This window comes from Pseudomonas sp. SWRI92 (genome assembly GCF_014268685.1).
GTDB classification, from domain to species: Bacteria; Pseudomonadota; Gammaproteobacteria; order Pseudomonadales; family Pseudomonadaceae; genus Aquipseudomonas; species Aquipseudomonas marvdashtae.
In genome coordinates this window covers 13,031-31,095 of record NZ_JABWQY010000012.1, presented here as the reverse complement: position 1 = coordinate 31,095, position 18,065 = coordinate 13,031, and the positions used below count along the sequence as shown (strand labels likewise).

Below are 18,065 nucleotides of genomic sequence, written 5' to 3'. Positions count from 1 at the left end.
GGTCTCGTTGCAGCAAATTAAATGGATACGTCCAAACGGAAGTAGATCGGCGCTTCGCGCTCGGTCAGGGCATCCGGGCGTTCCAGGGAATGGGCAAAGGTCACGCTGGCGCTCAGGTGCTCACCACGGGCGAACAACTCTAGGGAGTTGCTCGACATGCGCCCGTGCTCGCTACCGTTGTAGCGGGTGCCGCGAATCACACCCTGGTCATAGCCGAGGCTGGTGCCGTATTCGGCGAACACCGGGCGCAGCCATTCCAGCGTCACCGGACGGCTCCAGCGCAGGTCGTTGCGCCAGTAACCGCCGCTGTCACCGGCAAGCGTCTGGTCCTTGTAACCGCGAATCGAGGACAGCCCGCCCAGGCTCATGCGCTGGGGACTGAATAACGCGTCCTCGCTGCGCTGGCCGGTCATCAGACTGCTGAAACTGAAGGACTCGCCGCCCAGCATGAACGGCTGCAAGTAACTCAGGGTGGCGGTGTATTTGCGATAGCGCGCATCCGGCAGGCCAGGGCCCGGGTCGTGGTCGCCCTGGGCGTCGAGGGCGCCGATACCGTTCTGCATGCCCAGGTCGAGGTTGACGAAGGCGCTACCGATCCGCCGGCCATGGTTGATGCCGAACTGCGCCTCACTGATGCGATTGCTGCTGTCCGTGAGCTTGCTGTCGGCGACGAAGTTATTGGTACGCAGGTACGCCAGGCCCGTATTGAGCGACGTCTTGCTCACGGCGTCGCGATGAATCACGCGTTCCAGGAGCAACTGGTGATTCTGGCTGTCACCGCGCTGTTGTAAGCTGAAACCGTTGGCCTGGGCCAGCGCCCGGTACTCGCTTTGGCTGTAGCTGTAGGTCAGGTTCCACCAGCCAAACGGCACGTTGTAATAGAGCATGCCGTTGCGAGAGGTCTTGTCGTGATCGCTGATGGCATCGCGACCGCCACGCAAGGCCAGTTGATCGGCCAGGCCCAAGGGGCTGTCCCAATCCAGGGAGACTCCCCATTGCTGTTCGCCGGTGCTTTTCTGTCCGTCGTTGTGCCGAGACAGGCCTGCGCGCCAAGGCTTCTGCGCAGTGTTCTTGACCAGCACTTCGCTGCCGCCGATGTTCTGCCCCGGCGTCAGCTCCATCTGGGCATTGTTGGACGGCAGACGGTTGAGTTGATCGACCATCTGCTCAATGTCCCGCAAATTGAGCAGCTCACCGGGCTTGCCGGGAAAACTCATCGCCAGCTCCCGCTCGGACAGGCCGCTGCCATCGTCACCCTTCAACCCTTCCAGCCGCCCCTCGACCACCAGCACTTGCAGATGACCGCTGGACAGGTCCTGTTGTGGCAAGTAAGCGCGACTGGTCACCAGGCCCTTTTCGAGGTAACGGTCGGTGATGACCTTGAGCAGTTCGTTGAGCTGCGGCACACCGAGGCATTGGCCGAGATAGGGTTCAAGCAACCGCTCGCGCTCACGGGCCGAGAGACTGTCGGCGCCTTTGAGTTCGATGGTCTTGATAAGAAAACAACGGGTATCGGCAGGCTTTGTCGGCTGGGTCGGCTTGGCTTCCTTGCCTGGCAGGTCCTTGAGTTCTTCGAGACGCCGGCGTTGCTCTTCCAGCAGGCGGTTCTGGCGCTCGCGGATCAAGTCCGTGTCGCCGGGGGTTGGTGCTGCGACGGCAATGTTCGTCGCCAGAAAACACAGCGACGCAACGGCGCACCTCATCCCTAAGGCAGACAAAGACATGTTCGATCCCTCGATTCCAAAAAAGACAGCAAGCTTGCAAGCAGGCCAACGACGGAGACCGGCTTCGCGCATACCAGACCCTGCATATCGATTTCGGTTCAAGAGAGCGGACATTTTCCAAGCAAAAAAGAGACGCATCTCACAGGATGCGTCTCAAAGTCCGTCTTTTATCAGCAGCTTTCGGAACCGCGTGAAGCTGCGCCGGATAAACTTTTCTTCACCCAAGGCCAGCATGCGATCCGTTACAGTCCCCTCGCTCATTCAAGAAACTAAGGTTTTAGCCCGCTCTCCCGCGGGCTTTTTTTTGCCTGTATTTCCTCCTCGGGTAAAAAAACTTTCAGATTCAGGACACGCCGCCGATACAACCCCGTTAAACGTATTTGCTGGCTCTTAACAACAACAATCTTCCAGCCAACTGACGACAAGCAGCACAACGTTCCTGGAGGAATTTGATGAATAGCTGGTTTGGCAACATTAGCGTCAACATGAAACTGGGCCTGGGTTTTGGCCTGGTGCTGGTACTGACCTGTCTCCTGGCCCTGACCAGTTGGACCAGCCTGGGCGGTCTGATCGACCGCAGCAACTGGATGAGCGACATCACCCAACTCAACGCCGGCCTGACCAAACTTCGTGTCACCCGCCTGCAATACATGCTGGCCAACGGCGACGAAACCGTTGCGCAGACTGTGCAGACCGCCCTCGACGGATTCGTGGCGCAACAGAATTCGCTGCTCAGCAGTTTCAAGAGCCCCGAGAACGTCAAGCTGCTCAAAGAGCAGAGCGCGACCATCAGCGCCTATCAGGTGTCGCTGAACAAAATGCGCGGCGCCTACCGCACCGGCAATAGCGCCCGCGACACCATGGGCGCGAATGCCGAGGCGGCCTACAAGCTGATCGAAGCGATCGACGCCGATGTGCAGCAAATGGCCGTCGGCGACGAACGCTTCGCCCCGTTCCAGGCCATCACCCAGGCCAAGCAGGCTTTCATGCTGGCCCGCTACGAAGTGCGCGGCTACACCGCCAACAGCACGGCCGATACCGAACGCAAGGCGTTCGCCCAACTGGACGCCGCCATCACTTCGCTCAAGCCGCTCAGTGAACATTTCGCCAGCACTCGGCAGGATGAGTTGCGTCAGCTGGAAGCGATCCTGGTCCAATACCGCAGCGCCGTGCAGGCGTTCAAATCGGCCATGGCCGATGTGGTGCAGGCGCGCAAGGAAATGACCGATCAAGGCGCGACCATCGTGTCCTTGAGTGAACAGCTGTACCAGATCCAGCTCGACCGTCGCGACGCTGAAAGCGCCCAGGCCCGCACGTTGCAACTGGTCAGCACCTTGCTGGCGTTGCTGGTCGGCATCATCGCCGCCGTCATCATCACCCGCCAGATCACCCGCCCGCTGCGCGAAACCCTGGCCGTGGTCGAACGCATCGCCAGTGGCGACCTCTCGCAGAACGTCATCGTCACCCGTCGCGATGAGTTGGGTGTGCTGCAACAAGGCATCGCCCGCATGGGCGTGACCCTGCGCGACCTGATCAGCGGCATCCGCGATGGCGTGACCCAGATCGCCAGCGCCGCCGAAGAGTTGTCGGCCGTCACCGAGCAGACCAGCGCCGGGGTCAACAGCCAGAAAGTCGAGACCGACCAGGTGGCGACCGCCATGCATGAGATGACCGCCACGGTCCAGGAAGTCGCCCGCAACGCCGAAGAAGCCTCCCAGGCAGCAGCCGCCGCGGACGGCGAGGCCCGTGCCGGCGATCAGGTGGTCAACGAAGCCATCGCCCAGATTGAACGCCTGGCCAGCGAAGTGGAACGTTCCACCGACGCCATGAGCGTGCTGCAACAGGAAAGCGACAAGATCGGCGCGGTCATGGACGTGATCAAAGCCGTGGCCGAACAGACCAACCTGCTGGCGCTCAACGCCGCCATCGAAGCCGCCCGCGCCGGCGAGGCCGGTCGTGGTTTCGCCGTCGTTGCCGACGAGGTCCGTGGCCTGGCCCAACGTACTCAGAAATCCACTGAGGAAATCGAAGGCCTGGTAGCCGGCCTGCAGAACGGCACCCAGCAAGTGGCCGCCGTGATGAACAACAGCCGCACCCTCACCGACAGCAGCGTCGCCCTGACGCGCAAGGCGGGTGTGTCACTGGAGAACATCACCCGCACGGTGTCGAACATCCAGTCGATGAACCAGCAGATCGCCGCCGCCGCCGAGCAGCAAAGTGCCGTGGCCGAGGAAATCAGCCGCAGCATCATCAATGTGCGCGACGTCTCCGAACAGACCGCCGCCGCGAGTGAAGAAACGGCGGCGTCCAGTGTTGAACTGGCGCGCTTGGGAAGTCAGTTGCAGCAGATGGTCAGCCATTTCAGGGTTTGATTACAGTCGCCGTTACACACTGATCGCATTAGTAAACACCAACCGATTCCCAAACGGATCGCTGATCGTCATGTCCTGGCTTCCCCAGGGCATGGCCTGGATGTGTGGACGGGCGTAGCGGTATGGCTTGTCCAGCAGTTGCTGCTGGAACGCTTCGAGCTCATCGGTCTCGATCCGCAGCGCCGAGCCCGGTGTGCAGTCGCCATGGTGCTCGGACAGGTGCAGCACGCAATCGCCACGGGAGACTTGCAAGTACAGCGGAAAGTCGTCACCAAAGCGGTGTTGCCAGTCGACGGTAAAGCCCAGGAAGTCGACGTAGAACGCCAACGCCTTGGCTTCATCGAAAATCCGCAGGATTGGGGTGGTTTTACCGAAGCTCATGGGTTGCTCCCTGGCTGAAATAGACCCAGTTTAGATGGGTTGACCCCAATGCTTCGGCCTTGATTCCGGCTTCTTTAGTGTCGCAATGCCATTATCCTGGCGTCAATTAAAGCAAAATCAGGCGCTTAACTGCCTTCAATCGCTATAAAACGGCTGAAAATCCTTGGCGCAAATCACCTTCGCGCGCCAGGAACCGACCCTCCCTTTGTCCATTGGCTTGCCCATCGCGGTAACTCAGGACGCCGTTGACCCAAACGCCATCAATGCCTTCGGCGGCCCTTTGCGGTTCGTTGAAGTCGGCAACGTCGCGAATGGTCTGGGGATTGAACAACACCAGGTCCGCCCAATGTCCTTCACGAACTTCACCACGGCCCTTCAAGCCGAAGCGCGCCGCTGAAAGCCCGGTCATTTTGTGCACGGCCGTGTGCAATGGAAAAAGCCCGATATCTCGACTGAAATGTCCGAGCACCCGTGGGAAAGCTCCCCACAAGCGCGGATGGGGAAACGGGTCTTCGGGCAGACCGTCGGAGCCGACCATGGACAACGGGTGTGCAAGGATTCGTCTTACGTCGCTTTCGTCCATGCCGTAGTAAACCGCGCCGGCCGGTTGCAGGCGGCGCGCCGCTTCCATCAGCGGCACGTCCCATTCGGCGGCAATGTCCGTCAGATCCCGACCGCTCATGTGCGGATGTGGCGTCGACCAGGTGATGGTGATGCGATGGGCATCGGTCACTTGCTTGAGGTCCAAGGTGGACGAGCTCGCCGCGTAGGGATAGCAGTCGCAGCCGACTGGATGGTTCTTCGCGGCATTTTCCAGGGCGGCGAGCACCTGTGGACTACGACCCCAATTTCCCGCGCCCGCGCATTTGAGGTGGGAAATGATCACTGGGCTGCGTGCGTGACGGCCTATCTGGAACGCCTCGTCCATGGCTTCCAACACCGGCTCGAACTCGCTGCGCAAATGGGTGGTGTAGACCGCACCGAACGCGGCCAATTCTTCGCTCAGTTGCATGACTTCATCGGTGGATGCGCAAAACGCGTTGGCGTAGGCCAGGCCGGTGGACAGCCCCAGCGCACCGTCCTCCAGGCTTTCGCGCAACTGCTCACGCATGGCGGCGATTTCTCCCGCGCTGGCGGTGCGCAGCAGATCGTCCAGGTGATTACTGCGCAAGGCCGTGTGCCCGACCAGCGCTGCCACGTTGACCGCCGGAGCGGCGGCCTCCACCGCCGAACGATAATCACCGAAGCGCGGGTAGGCGAACGCACTGGCGGTGCCCAGCAGGTTCATCGGGTCCGGCGGATCGCCGCGCAGGCTGACCGGCGAGGCGCTGATCCCGCAATTGCCGACAATCACCGTGGTCACGCCCTGGCTGAGTTTGGGCAGCATTTGCGGCTGGCGTATCACCACCGTGTCGTCGTGGGTGTGCACGTCGATGAACCCCGGCGCCAGCACACGGCAGGCGGCGTCGATTTCCTCTGTCGCCCGGGCATCGCGCAGATCGCCAATGCGCGCGATGCGACCGGCATGGATCGCCACGTCGGCGTTGTAGCCGGGCCTGTCAGTGCCATCGATCACCAGGGCGTTGCGGATAAGCGTGTCGTATTGCATGTCAGTCTCCCAGCGGCAAATCGTCATCGCCGCCGCGGTAGTCGTCCAAGGCGAGCTTGACCCGCCGCAGACGCTCTTGATTGTCTTCGGGGTGAGCCAGCGCCAGTTCAGTGGCGAGCACATCGATGGCCAGTAGCATGCCGTAGCGCGCCGCCGTCGGTTTATAGATGAAGGACGTTTCGGCGCCCTGAAGCGGCAACAACACATCGGCCAGGCGCGCCAAGGGCGAGTCGGTGCGGGTGATGGCCAGGATCGCTGCGCCGTAGCTGCGGGCCAACTCGACCGCACCCAACAGTTCCGGGGTGATACCGGTCAGTGAGCAGGCAATGACCAGATGCTGGTCGCTCAACGAAGTGGCGGTGATGCGCATCATCACCGGGTCGCGGCACGCGGCAATCGGATAGCCAAAACGCACCAGGCGCACCTGCAATTCTTCGCTGCACAACGCCGACCAACCACCGAGCCCGAACGCGTGAATCATCCGCGCTTTACCGATCATCCGCGCCGCGTCGCCGAACCGTGACTCCTCGAACGCGGACAAGTGCTGGCGCAGGGTCGACTCGATATCGCCGACGATCTGTCCATAAAACGCCGATTGTTCGGGGGCGCCGGTGGGGTCGAGGAAGCGGCTGCCTACGCCGCTGGCCTGGGCCAGTTGCAGGCGCAAATCGCGCAAGTCCCGGCAGCCGACCGTCCGGGCAAAACGCGACAGCGTGGCGCTGCTGACGTCGGCACGCTGGGCCAGTTCATCCAGGCTGGCGGAGGCGGCAAAGCCGACGTCGTCGAGCATCAGCCGGGCGATTCGTCCTTCCCCGGCGCTGAAGGAATCCTGACGGGAGCGGATCTGGTAAAGAATATCCATGACGGCACCTTTGTTGGGGCGCGCTCAGAGCACGCGCGCAAGCCCGAGGGTCAGGCCGAACGCGACGAGGGAGATCAGCGTCTCGAGCACGGTCCAGGTCTTGAAGGTTTGGGTGACGGTCATATTGAAGTATTCCTTGATCAGCCAGAAGCCACCGTCGTTGACGTGGGAAAAGATAACCGACCCGGCCCCGGTCGCCAGCACCAGCAACTCGGGATGGGGGTAACCCAGGCCGATCGCCACGGGGGCGACGATGCCCGAGGCCGTGGTCATCGCCACCGTGGCCGAGCCCGTGGCGACGCGCATCAACGCGGCGAACAACCAGCCCATGACCAGCGGTGACAGCTGGAATTCCTGGGCCAGGCCAACGATTTGCTGGGTCACCCCGGCGTCCACCAGGATCCGGTTCAAACCACCGCCCGCGCCCACCAGCAAGGTGATACTGGCCGTCGGCGCCAGGCATTCGTTGGTGAATTTAAGGATCGATTCGCGGTTGAAGCCCTGGGCCAGGCCGAGGGTCCAGAAGCTGAGGATGGTCGCCAGCAGCAAGGCGATCACCGAGTTGCCGATGAACAGCAGGAACTGGTTGAAACCGCTGCCCGGCGTGGAGATCAGGTTGGCCCAGCCGCCGATCAGCATCAGGACCACCGGCAGCAAAATCGTGCCCAGCGTCAGGCCAAACCCTGGCAGGTTGGCTCGAGGTTCGCGCTCAAGAAATTGCCGCTCCAGCGGGTTATCCGCCGGCAGTTGGATACGTGGCACGATGAATTTGGCGTACAGGGGACCTGCGATGATCGCGGTGGGGATGCCGATCAGGATCGCGTACAGCAAGGTCTGTCCCACCGAGGCCTGGAACGCCTGCACCGCCAGCATCGCCGCCGGATGCGGCGGCACCAGCGCATGAACCACCGAGAGCCCGGCGACCATCGGCAGCCCCACCATCAAAATCGACACACCGACACGCCGGGCGATGGTAAAGGCGATGGGCACCAGCAGCACGAAGCCGACCTCGAAAAATAATGGCAAGCCCACCAGGAACGCGATGCAGACCATTGCCCAGTGAGCGTTACGCTCGCCGAAGCGCTCGATCAGCGTCTGCGCCATCCGCTCCGCTCCGCCGGACTCGGCCATCATCTTGCCGAGCATCGTGCCCAATGCGACCACCAAGGCGATGTGCCCTAACGTCTTGCCGACACCCGCCTCGTAGGCGCCGACGACACTGGACGGCGGCATCCCGGCCAGCAACGCCAGGCCGATGGAAACCAGGGTAATCACGATGAAGGGATTCAACCGATAGCGGGCGATCAGGACGATCAACGCAATGATCGCGATGGCCGCGTAGACCAACAGCCAATAACCGAAAGCAGGTGCCATGCGTTACTCCTCGAATGGGGTCACGTCGATGTGTTGTGAAACTCATAAATCATTTCGACGACGATTCTTCAAACCCATTGAAAGTAATTTTCGTACGCAGACAAGAAATGTCGCTGACGGATATCGCGACGCGGCATGGATGAAAATTCCCCGCAAGACTTTCATCGCCCCGCTGTGGCGACGGAGCTTGCTCCCGCTGAGTTTGATCGTTCCCACGCTCCCGCGTGGGAACGCCACCAGGGACGCTCCGCGTTCCACTTTCGCAAGGTGACGCAGAGCGTCACGGGATGCATTCCCGCGCAGAGCGTGGGAACGATCACCCCAGATCAACACAATCGACCAATGGCTGGCCGCCAGCGCCTCAACTCCGTACCATCGCCCCCTGTTTTTCTGCACCACTTCCGGCAGCCGATTCTCAACCGGCGCCCAGTCAGGTAAACCATGAAACCAGCTCGTCTTCGCGCCGACGCCCTTGCCGGCCTCACCACTTCTTTCGCGTTGCTGCCCGAATGCATCGCCTTCGCCTTGGTGGCCCACCTCAATCCACTGATGGGGCTGTATGGCGCGTTTATCATCTGCACGCTGACCGCCCTGTTCGGCGGACGGCCCGGCATGGTGTCGGGCGCAGCGGGGTCGATGGCGGTGGTGATCGTCGCGCTGGTGGTGCAACACGGCGCGCAATACTTGCTGGCCACGATCCTGTTGGGCGGGCTGATCATGATGGCGTTCGGACTGTTGCGATTGGGCAAGCTGGTGCGCATGGTCCCGCACCCGGTGATGCTCGGGTTCGTCAACGGCCTCGCCATCGTCATCGCCCTGGCTCAATTGGAGCATTTCAAAAGCGACGGAAGTTGGCTGAGCGGTACTGCGCTGTACCTGATGGCGGGTCTTGTGGCGCTGACGATGGCCATTGTCTACCTGCTGCCGCGCCTGACCCGCAGCGTGCCGCCGGCCCTGGTGGCGATCCTCGGCGTTGGCCTGGCGGTCTACTTGCTCGGCCTGCCGACCCGCACGTTGGGCGACATGGCGCACATCGCCGGCGGCTTGCCGGCCTTCGCCTTGCCGGACATTCCCTGGAACCTGGAAACCCTGCAAATCATCGCGCCCTATGCCGTGGTGATGGCCATGGTCGGCCTGCTGGAAACGCTGCTGACCCTGAACCTGACCGACGAAATCACTCAAAGCCGTGGCTACCCGGACCGTGAGTGCGTGGCGTTGGGTGCGGCAAACCTGGCGTCCGGTTTGTTCGGTGGGATGGGCGGTTGCGCGATGATCGGCCAGACCGTGATCAACCTCAGCTCTGGCGGTCGCGGCCGGTTATCCGGCGTCGTGGCCGGGGTGATGGTGTTGCTGTTCGTGCTGTTCCTGTCGCCATTGATCGAGCGCATTCCGTTGGCCGCGCTGGTGGGGGTGATGTTCGTGGTGTCGCAACAGACCTTCGCCTGGGCCTCACTGCGGGTGATCAACAAAGTGCCAAAGAATGATGTGCTGGTGATCGTTGCGGTCACGACCATCACCGTGTTCACCGACCTGGCGATGGCCGTACTGTGCGGGATCGTCATCGCGGCGCTCAATTTCGCCTGGCAACAAGCTCTGGAGCTTTACGCCGACGCGCACCTGGAAGCAGACGGCAGCAAACTCTATCGCTTGCACGGCACGCTGTTCTTCGCCTCGACGACACCGTTCCTCAACCAGTTCGACCCGGCCAACGACCCGGACCTGGTGACCCTGGATTGCCGTCATCTGAGCTTCGTCGATTACTCGGCCATCGCCGCGCTGAAGACCTTGCGTGAGCGGTACAGCAAAGCAGGCAAGCACTTGCGGGTATTTCATCTGTCGGAGCGTTGCAAGCAGATGCTCAAGCGCGCGGGTGTGCATCACGACTGATGACCGGCGAATAGCTTGGCTGAACACACTTGTGGCGAGGGGTTTTATTCCCTCGCCACAACGTCACCTTCGCCCCTGTCGATCGGGTCTGGATTCATACCATCTCATCAAGAATCCACGCCACCACTGACGTCCGCTTCGGCGTCCAGCCCAACAGTTCACGAGCATTCTTGCCGCGCACGCGGCTGTTGGAGCCCAGGCCGTAATTGGCCATTTCGTAGCCCCACTCAGCCTCGGCGTCGGCCAGCGGCCAGTCTTGCGGTTCGCCAAGGTCCAGCGCCCGGGCCATCGCAGTGGTCATTTCGATGAAAGAAGCTTCGCCGCTTTCGACGAAATAGAACGTGCCGGGCACATTGCGAGTCAGCGCCAGCTTGTACAGCTCGACCACGTCCTCGATGTGCACGTTAGACCAGATGTTCTGCCCCGGACCGACATGCCGCACCACTGCGCTTTTGCGTGCCTGTTTGAGCAGGCGCGGCAGTTGCACGCTGTCACGCTTGACACCCAGGCTGTGGCCGTAGATCAGCGTGTTACAGATGACCGCCGAATTCACGCCATCCTTCGCGGCGTCGAGGATCAGGTTGTCGATCGCGACTCGCGCCGCCTTGTCGACGGTGGGTTGCGGCAGGTTGTTTTCGTAGTAGATGTCATTGCTGGCGCGACCGCCCGATGCATCGCCGACGATGCTCGAACCGCTGGTGTGCAACAGCGCTTTGTTCGAGCCTCTGAGCGCCTCGACCAACGCTTCGACCGCGCCACGGTGGTCGCTGCTGGCGGCGTTGATCACCGCATCCGCGGCAAGGGCCTGTTCGGCCAGTAGCGTGCTGTCGTCTAGGGTGCCGATCACCGGCTCGATGCCCAAGGCGATCAGTTCGTTGGCCTGTTCGGCGGTGCGCACCAGGCCGGTGACGCGATGCCCGGCCCGCACGAGACCAGTGGCAATGGAACCGCCGATAAAACCGGCGGCGCCGGTAACAAATACGTTCATGGGATAACTCCTTGGCCAGATCAGTGATGGAATGAGTATCGAGGGCCGGTCCTTGCCGAAACAGCCCACATTGCCCAAATCACTCTTGCCTTGAAGTCACGAATCAGCCTTTGAACTCTCGCGAAGCGTACCCGGCAAGTTTGCCTTGGATGAAGTCCAAAAAGCACTGGATCCGCAATGCCAGCTGGGAGTTGCGGTAGTACACCGCGTTGATCGGCTGGCGGTAGCCGCTGTTGGCATCGGCCAGCAATACCTTGAGACGACCGGCGCTGATGTCGTCGCGGGTCATGAAGTCCGACAAGCAAGCGATGCCCTGCCCTTGCAGCGCCAGGTGACGCACCGTTTCGCCGCTGGACGCGCTGATAGCCGGCTGGATCGGCCAGCGGTCCCCGTGAACGTGGCGCAGCGGCCACTGGTTGAGGCCGTCGTTCTGAGCGAAACCCAGCAGCGAATGCTCGGCCAGCTCGGCGACGCTTGTAGGTGTGCCGTGCCGCTTGAGGTACGCCGGGCTGGCCAGGATGTGCAACGGACTGCAGCCCAGCGACCGCGCGTGCAGCGTCGAGTCAGTGAGGGTGCCGATGCGGATGGCAACGTCGGTGCTTTGCTCCAGCAAATCGATGATCAGGTCGTTGCTGTTGAGCTCAAGCTGGATGTCCGGGTAGAGCGTGCGGAACTCTTCGATGTGCGGAACGATGGCGTGCAACATGAACGGCGAGGCGGCATTGATCCGCAAGCGCCCGGCGGGGTTCTTCTGGCGGGACGACAGGCGCTCTTCCAGCTCGTCCATCTGGTCGAGAATACCCTTGGCCTGCTCGAAGAAATATTTCCCCTCCTCGGTCAGGTCCATGCGGCGCGTGGTGCGGTTGATCAGCGTGGTATCGAGCTTGGCTTCCAGGCGCGACAACGTGCGGCTGACCGCCGATGGCGTCTGTCCGACCTGCTCGGCGGCGGCGGAAATCGATCCGCATTCGATCACGCAGACGAAGATCTGCAACTCGTCGGATCTGGCTTTCACAGGCGTCCTCTCATGGGTGCACATCCAATGTGCCAAGGCTGCTTCAGGTGAAGCCTGATACTAGCCGGATTACCGCGAAAGGCCGAACACCTCAATCAAATGCCGCTCATACCGCGCCACATCCTCTTCGATGTTGGGACGCTTCATCACGTCCACGCAGAGGAACGTCGGCAGCCCGGTCATGCCGAGGAATTGGTTGGCTTTGTGAAAGGGGAAATACACGGCGTCCACGCCCTTGGCTTCGAAGAAGTCAGTCGGGTCGTCGAAGGCTTGTTGCGGGGCGTTCCAGGTCAGCGACAGCATGTATTGCTTGCCCTGCACGAGGCCGCCGCTGCCGTATTTTTGCGATGCGTCGGAACGGGTGCGACCGTCGCTGGCATAGAGGCTGCCGTGGCCTTCGGTGAAGACCTCGTCGATGTATTTCTTCACGGTCCATGGCGCGCCCATCCACCAGCCCGGCATCTGGTAGATGATTACGTCGGCCCAGAGAAACTTGGCGACTTCTTCCTTGATGTCGTAGCCGCCGTCGATGAAGGTGGTTTTCACATCGAAACCGCCGCGGTCCAATACGCTGACCGCCGTGTCATGAAGAGTGGTGTTGTAGCGACCGTCTGAGTGGGCGAATTGTTTACCGCCGTTGAGCAGCAGGACTTTTTTCATGAAGAGCCTCATCAGGTCCCCTGGCGTGCGCCGTTGAGCGGTTGGCGAAGGGACGGTTGAAAATGATGGCGGCAGAATATCGGGGACTTACGCGCGGAGTAAGCACTGCTATGGCAAAACTGATTTGACCAATACGCAAAAATGAGCCGCTGATTGTTGCCGTAAAATACACTCAAACGGTCATTCCAGGACTCTCCCATGAGCCAGCAGCACGGTTTTATCCTGTACGCCAAGACCCGCCCCGAACAAGCCGAAGCCTTCGAAGCGCTGTTTCGCGCCTACGTCGAACCGAGCCGCGCCGAGCCCGGCTGCATCGAATACCACATGCTGCGCGACCAGCAGGACCCGACGCTGTTCATCTTCTATGAGATCTGGGCGTCCAAGGCCGACCTGGACGTGCATTCGGACTTGCCGCATATGAAGCAGTTCTTTGAGCAGCGCATGGATTATCTGGAACGCGACTTCGATATCCGCCGCGTCGACATGCTCAGTCCATCCTCGGCTAGCCGCTGATCAACAGATGGCCGCCAAGCACGCCGAGGCCGACGAAAAAGACCCGTTTGAACAACACGGCGCTGATTCGCTGGCGCAGCCATTGCCCCAGCCACATCCCCAACAGCGCCGGCACCAACGCCAGCAGCGAAGCGCTCAACTCGCCGCCGCCCAGGGCGCCACGCCATAGCAGGCCGGTCGCCAAGGCCAGTGTCGAGACGGTGAATGACAGGCCGAGGGCTTGCACCAGTTCATCCTTGCTCAAGCCCAACGCTTGCAGGTACGGCACCGCCGGGATGACGAACACGCCAGTCGCCGAAGTGATCACACCGGTCAGCAGGCCGCAGAGCGGAGCGAGCCAGTGTTCGCTGCTGGCGTTAACCCGCAGCGTTGGCAACAACAGCCCACTCAATGCATACAACACCAGCGCGGCACCGAGTGCCCGCACCGCCCAAGCGCCGCCCACCATGCCGATCCACAGCGTGCCGAGACCGGTGCCGATGAAAATCGCCAGCAGCAGCGGCCATAAACGCCGGATAAGCGCTCGCAAATGCCCGCCGAACGCCAATTGCCAAACGTTGGTCAGCGTTGCCGGAATGATCAGCAACGCCGCAGCCTGCGTCGGCGCCATAGCCAGCCCGAGCAAACCCATGGAGATGGTCGGCAGCCCGAGGCCAATCACGCCCTTGATCGTGCCGGCCAGCAGGAAGGTGCCAATGACCAACAGAGACAGCGTCGGGCCGAGGTTCTGATAAAACGCGATAAGTGTATTCATGGGCGTATCCTGCGCCGCGAGCGTTTGCTTGAAAATCTGTCATATACTCAGGCAGCCTCTCTTCCTGCAAGAGGCTGGAGTTTTCCATGCACTTCGACCTCATTGACTTGCGGCTCTACCTGAACATCCTCGATACCGGCAATATCACCGCCGGCGCTGCCAACAGCCATTTATCCCTGGCGGCGGCGAGTGCGCGAGTCCGCGCCATGGAAGCCTCCCTGGGCATCGCCTTGCTCGAACGCGGGCGGCGCGGCGTCACCCCGACGCCGGCGGGCAAAGCCTTGGCCCAGCATGCCCGGGTCCTGCTGCAACACGCCGAGCATCTGCAGCAGGACCTGAGCGAATACGCCAAAGGCGTCAAAGGTCGAGTGCGGCTGTTGTGCAACACCAGCGCCATGACCGAATACCTGCCGGAGTTGCTGGCGAGCTTTCTCAAGGCCCATGCGAACCTCGACATTGATCAGCAAGAGTTGCCCAGCGCCCGGATTACCCACGCGCTTCGCCAAGGTGCGGCAGACCTGGGCATCGTTTCCGACGCGGTGGATACCAGCGGCCTTCAAACCTGGCCTTTTCGCGATGATCCATTGGTCTTGATCCTACCGGCCGGACACCCTTTGGCTGACGGCCGCACGCCGAGTTTCAGCGAAACCCTCGGCCACGACTATGTAGGCCTGAACGCATCAAGCGCCTTGGCAATCCATCTGGAGGAGCAGGCACTGCACCTCGGCTCACGCATGCAGATCCGCATTCGCGCCGACGGTTTCGACGGGGTGATCCGCATGGTGGCCCATGGCGCGGGCATTGCCATCGTGCCGAACGCCGCAATTGAGCGCCGCACGCGCGAGCCTGCGTTTCATTGCGTCCCGCTGCAGGAAGCCTGGGCACACCGGGCATTGTTGTTATGCGCGCGCAATTTCGAACGTTTGCCCGCGTATGCCAAAGCCATGGCCAGGCATTTGGCCGAGTGACGCGCGCTTCTGGACAGCCCGGTGTCGAGCACAGGCATCTGCCAGGTCTCGCGCCACGCTAGGGTGCAGGTTCTTTCCTGCCCCTTTCGGAGCTCACATGACCGCCCCCCTCACCGTCCTGCGCGACACCCATCCGCTGCCCGTACTCGATGCCTGCAAATGGGAAAAACTCGAAGGCGACCCACATACCGTCAACCTCAATGCCTACACCAGCGAAGACGGCAGCAAGATCATGGGCACCTGGATCTGCACACCTGGCAAATGGCGTGTGGATTATGTGAAGTGGGAGTACTGCCATTTCCAGGAAGGCTACTGCGTGATTACCCCGGACGGGATGGCGCCGATTCACCTGCGGGCCGGTGACATTTTTGTCGTTGAGCCAGGCATGAAAGGCACCTGGGAAGTGGTCGAGACCGTGCGCAAATATTTCGTGTTTGCCTGAAACAAAAAAACCGAGAGCCCCCTGTGTGGCGAGGGAGGGATCTCCCTCGCCACAAAAGCCTCTCGATATCAAAGGTCCTGTTGCGGCTTGCGATAGCTGTTCACAATCGCCGAAAAATCTTTCCCGCCTTCGCCCCGTTGGCTCATTGCCTGATACAACTGCTGCGCCACCGCGCCGAGTATCACCGGCTGACGGGCCTGTCGCGCGGCTTCGGTGGCCAGGCCCAGGTCCTTGAGCATCAGGTCGGCGCCGAAACCGCCGGTGTAACCTCGCGCCGCCGGAGCCGTCTCGATCACGCCGGGCCATGGGTTATAGGTGTCCGAGCTCCAGCAACGACCCGTCGAACTGTTGATGATGCTGGCCAGCACTTGCGTGTCGATCCCCAAGGCATCACCGAGCGCCATCGCTTCGCTGACGCCGACCATGGAAATCCCAAGCAGCAGGTTGTTGCAGATCTTGGCGATCTGCCCGGTGCCGACTTCGCCACAATGCACGATGTTGCGGCCCATTTGCCCCAGCACAGGCTGCAAGGTCGCGAACAATTCAGGCGTGGCGCCCACCATGAAGGTCAGGGTGCCTGCCGCCGCGCCGCCGGTGCCGCCCGAGACAGGCGCATCGGCCATGGCCACGCCTTGCCTGGCAGCGGCAGCCGCTACATCGCGGGCGGTTTGCGGATCGATGGTGCTGCAATCCACCGCCGGCGTGCCGGCGGCGATGCCAGCGAGCACGCCGTCCTCACCGAGCCAGACACTGCGCACATGAGCGGCAGCCGGAAGCATGGTAATTACCAGCGCCGCGCCTTGCGCCGCATCACGAGGCGAGGCGCTGATGGTGCCGCCCAATGCCGCGAGCTCGGCCAGCACGGTCTGGTTCAGGTCGAACAGATTCAGCGAATGGCCGGCCTTGAGCAGGTTGCGCGCCATCGGCGCGCCCATGTTGCCCAGGCCGATAAATGCGATATTCATGTCCGGCTCCTCAACGCAAATTGATGGTGGTGTTCACACCGTCGTTGACGCTGTCATCATCGAACCAGCGCGCGGTAACGGTCTTGGTCTGAGTGTAGAACTGCACCACTTGTTTGCCGTACGGACCGAGGTCGCCGAGTTTCGAACCGCGAGAACCGGTGAAGCTGAAGAGCGGCACCGGCACCGGGATCGGGATATTGATGCCCACTTGGCCGACGTCGATTTCGCTCTGGAACTTGCGCGCCGCCGCCCCGCTCTGGGTGAACAAGCCGGTGCCGTTGCCAAATGGATTGGCATTGACCAAGGCAATCGCCTGATCCAGGGTGTCGACTTCCAGCACCACCAGCACCGGGCCAAAGATTTCTTCGGTGTAGATGCGCATGTCGGTGGTCACGCCGGAAAACAGCGTTGGGCCAACGAAGTTGCCCTGCTCGAAGCCCGGTACGCTGATGTCGCGACCGTCCAGTTCAAGCTTCGCGCCTTGCTGCACGCCGCTTTCGATCAATTCGAGGATGCGCGCCTTGGCCCGCTTGGAAATCACCGGGCCGACGTCGGTACCCGGCTCGCTGCCCGCGTTGACCTTGAGTTTTTGCGCCAGGGCCTTGAGTTCCGGCAACCATTGTTTGGCCGCGCCCACCATCACCACGACCGAGGTCGCCATGCAGCGCTGGCCCGCCGCGCCGAAACCGGCACCTACCAAGGCATTGAGGGTTTGCTCGCGATTGGCATCCGGCAGCACGACCGCGTGGTTCTTGGCGCCCATCATCGATTGCACGCGTTTGCCGTGACGGCCCGCCAAGTCATAGACATGGGTGCCAACCGCCGTCGAACCGACGAAGGAAACCGCCTTGATGTCCTTGTGGGTGCAGAGCGCATCCACCACGTCCTTGCCGCCATGCACCACGTTGAGCACTCCCGGCGGCACGCCGGCCTCGATGGCCAGCTCTACCAGCAACATGGTCGACAGCGGATCCTGCTCGGACGGCTTGAGCACGAAGGTATTACCGCAGGCGATGGCCATCGGGAACATCCACAGCGGGATCATTGCCGGGAAGTTGAACGGGGTGATGCCCGCGCACACACCGATCGGCTGGCGCAGCGTGTAGGTGTCCACGCCACCGGCGACGTTCTCGGCAAACTCGCCCATTTGCAGGGTGCCGATGGAACAGGCGTGCTCGACCACTTCCAGGCCACGGAAAATATCGCCCTCGGCGTCAGCAATGGTCTTGCCCTGCTCGGCGCTGAGCACCGCGGCGATGCGCTTGGAGTGCTCACGGATCAACGCCTGGAGCTTGAGCATGATGCGCATCCGCGCACCGATGGGCGTCAGTTTCCAGGTCTGGAAGGCACGCTGGGCGGCGGCGATGGCAGCGTCGACTTCCGGCGCAGTGGCAAACGGGACCCTCGCCAGCACCTGTTGGGTGGCCGGGTTGACGATGTCATGCCATTCGCTGGATTGGGATTCAACCCACTCGCCATTGATCAACAACTTGACGGTTTGCAGAGTGGTATCGCTGGGCGTAAGGGAAACGTTCATGCCGGCCTCCGGGA

General features: G+C 61.7%; 16 protein-coding genes. 5 read left to right on the top strand and 11 right to left on the bottom strand.

What is annotated here, in order from left to right:
* Positions 1-17: 17 nt before the first annotated feature.
* Positions 18-1,724 (bottom strand): ShlB/FhaC/HecB family hemolysin secretion/activation protein, encoded by a 1,707-nt coding sequence (locus HU762_RS18425; protein ID WP_186639450.1) that lies wholly within the window; start codon positions 1,722-1,724, stop codon positions 18-20.
* A 452-nt stretch (positions 1,725-2,176) separates the two neighbouring features.
* Here HU762_RS18425 and HU762_RS18420 point away from each other — a divergent pair, with 452 nt between their 5' ends.
* Positions 2,177-4,096, top strand: a complete 1,920-nt coding sequence (locus HU762_RS18420; protein ID WP_186639448.1) for a methyl-accepting chemotaxis protein — start codon at positions 2,177-2,179, stop codon at positions 4,094-4,096.
* 12 nt (positions 4,097-4,108) lie between these two features.
* On the opposite strand, the gene HU762_RS18415 is transcribed toward HU762_RS18420, so the two are convergent.
* The 4 genes from HU762_RS18415 to HU762_RS18400 all read right to left on the bottom strand — a co-directional run bounded on the left by HU762_RS18415 (position 4,109) and on the right by HU762_RS18400 (position 8,322).
* Positions 4,109-4,477 carry a glyoxalase superfamily protein gene (locus HU762_RS18415; protein ID WP_186639446.1) on the bottom strand — a complete coding sequence of 123 codons (369 nt, stop codon included), beginning with the start codon at positions 4,475-4,477 and terminating at the stop codon, positions 4,109-4,111.
* Between the two features lie 142 nt (positions 4,478-4,619).
* Positions 4,620-6,086: a D-aminoacylase gene (locus HU762_RS18410; protein WP_186639444.1), complete on the bottom strand. Its 1,467-nt coding sequence runs from the start codon at positions 6,084-6,086 to the stop codon at positions 4,620-4,622.
* A gap of 1 nt (position 6,087) precedes the next feature.
* A complete protein-coding gene (locus HU762_RS18405; protein ID WP_186612205.1) occupies positions 6,088-6,948 on the bottom strand; it encodes a MurR/RpiR family transcriptional regulator in 861 nt (286 codons plus the stop codon).
* A 24-nt stretch (positions 6,949-6,972) separates the two neighbouring features.
* Entirely contained in the window at positions 6,973-8,322 is a 1,350-nt protein-coding gene (locus HU762_RS18400; RefSeq protein WP_186612206.1) for a gluconate:H+ symporter, read from the bottom strand.
* Between the two features lie 441 nt (positions 8,323-8,763).
* Between HU762_RS18400 and HU762_RS18395 the strand changes: the two genes are divergently transcribed.
* Positions 8,764-10,209: a SulP family inorganic anion transporter gene (locus tag HU762_RS18395; RefSeq protein ID WP_186639442.1), complete on the top strand. Its 1,446-nt coding sequence runs from the start codon at positions 8,764-8,766 to the stop codon at positions 10,207-10,209.
* A 94-nt stretch (positions 10,210-10,303) separates the two neighbouring features.
* On the opposite strand, the gene HU762_RS18390 is transcribed toward HU762_RS18395, so the two are convergent.
* The 3 genes from HU762_RS18390 to HU762_RS18380 form a co-directional block, all read right to left on the bottom strand.
* Positions 10,304-11,197, bottom strand: a complete 894-nt coding sequence (locus HU762_RS18390; protein WP_186639440.1) for an NAD-dependent epimerase/dehydratase family protein — start codon at positions 11,195-11,197, stop codon at positions 10,304-10,306.
* 103 nt (positions 11,198-11,300) lie between these two features.
* Complete coding sequence (locus tag HU762_RS18385; RefSeq protein ID WP_186639438.1) at positions 11,301-12,212, bottom strand: LysR substrate-binding domain-containing protein; 912 nt, start codon at positions 12,210-12,212, stop codon at positions 11,301-11,303.
* A gap of 69 nt (positions 12,213-12,281) precedes the next feature.
* Positions 12,282-12,872: an NAD(P)H-dependent oxidoreductase gene (locus tag HU762_RS18380; RefSeq protein ID WP_186639436.1), complete on the bottom strand. Its 591-nt coding sequence runs from the start codon at positions 12,870-12,872 to the stop codon at positions 12,282-12,284.
* A 198-nt stretch (positions 12,873-13,070) separates the two neighbouring features.
* Between HU762_RS18380 and HU762_RS18375 the strand changes: the two genes are divergently transcribed.
* Entirely contained in the window at positions 13,071-13,385 is a 315-nt protein-coding gene (locus tag HU762_RS18375) for a putative quinol monooxygenase (RefSeq protein WP_186639434.1), read from the top strand.
* Here HU762_RS18375 and HU762_RS18370 read toward each other — a convergent pair.
* Positions 13,375-14,139, bottom strand: coding sequence for a sulfite exporter TauE/SafE family protein (locus tag HU762_RS18370; protein ID WP_186639432.1), 765 nt, complete (start codon positions 14,137-14,139; stop codon positions 13,375-13,377). The genes HU762_RS18375 and HU762_RS18370 overlap by 11 nt on opposite strands.
* Before the next feature lie 86 nt (positions 14,140-14,225).
* Here HU762_RS18370 and HU762_RS18365 point away from each other — a divergent pair, with 86 nt between their 5' ends.
* Together HU762_RS18365 and HU762_RS18360 are read left to right on the top strand one after the other, a co-directional pair.
* The gene (locus HU762_RS18365) at positions 14,226-15,107 is read left to right on the top strand and encodes a LysR substrate-binding domain-containing protein (protein WP_186639415.1); all 882 of its coding nucleotides are present in this window, start codon (positions 14,226-14,228) and stop codon (positions 15,105-15,107) included.
* 97 nt (positions 15,108-15,204) lie between these two features.
* Positions 15,205-15,549, top strand: a complete 345-nt coding sequence (locus HU762_RS18360) for a cupin domain-containing protein (protein ID WP_186639413.1) — start codon at positions 15,205-15,207, stop codon at positions 15,547-15,549.
* Positions 15,550-15,617: 68 nt separating this feature from the next.
* Here the strand turns inward: HU762_RS18360 and mmsB are convergent, their stop codons facing one another.
* On the bottom strand, positions 15,618-16,514 hold the full coding sequence (mmsB, locus tag HU762_RS18355; RefSeq protein WP_186639411.1) for a 3-hydroxyisobutyrate dehydrogenase: 897 nt from the start codon (positions 16,512-16,514) through the stop codon (positions 15,618-15,620).
* 10 nt (positions 16,515-16,524) lie between these two features.
* Complete coding sequence (locus HU762_RS18350) at positions 16,525-18,051, bottom strand: CoA-acylating methylmalonate-semialdehyde dehydrogenase (RefSeq protein ID WP_186639409.1); 1,527 nt, start codon at positions 18,049-18,051, stop codon at positions 16,525-16,527.
* Positions 18,052-18,065: the final 14 nt, after the last annotated feature.